This window comes from Mycobacterium arosiense ATCC BAA-1401 = DSM 45069, assembly GCF_002086125.1.
GTDB classification, from domain to species: Bacteria; Actinomycetota; Actinomycetes; order Mycobacteriales; family Mycobacteriaceae; genus Mycobacterium; species Mycobacterium arosiense.
The window spans coordinates 1-240 of sequence record NZ_MVHG01000385.1 but is presented as its reverse complement, the minus strand read 5'-3'; the positions used below and the strand labels follow the sequence as shown (position 1 = coordinate 240).

Genomic DNA, 240 nt, shown 5'->3' with positions numbered 1-240 from the left:
TCGATACCGATTGCGCCGCTGTGATCGTCATCCGTTGCCCGCTCGGGATGGCTGTCGATCACGTGCAGAAGCTCCAGCGGAGCATCAATACGGCGTGCCGCCCAGGCAGCGCAGTCGGCCACATGAACCGCGTAGCGTGATTGATCGACGCAAGCAAGCACTTTATTTTCGTTTTTCATGATTTGCTCTCCTCTTAGTGGCCTGCGAGCATGTCCGCTGCGCCGTCCTTGTCGTGAATCC

Annotated in this window: 1 protein-coding gene; it reads right to left on the bottom strand. The window is 57.9% G+C overall.

The features are described 5' to 3' along the window. The coding region (locus BST14_RS32280) for a universal stress protein (protein WP_142279738.1) at positions 1-179 on the bottom strand (179 nt) is incomplete at its 3' end. Positions 180-240 lie beyond the last annotated feature (61 nt).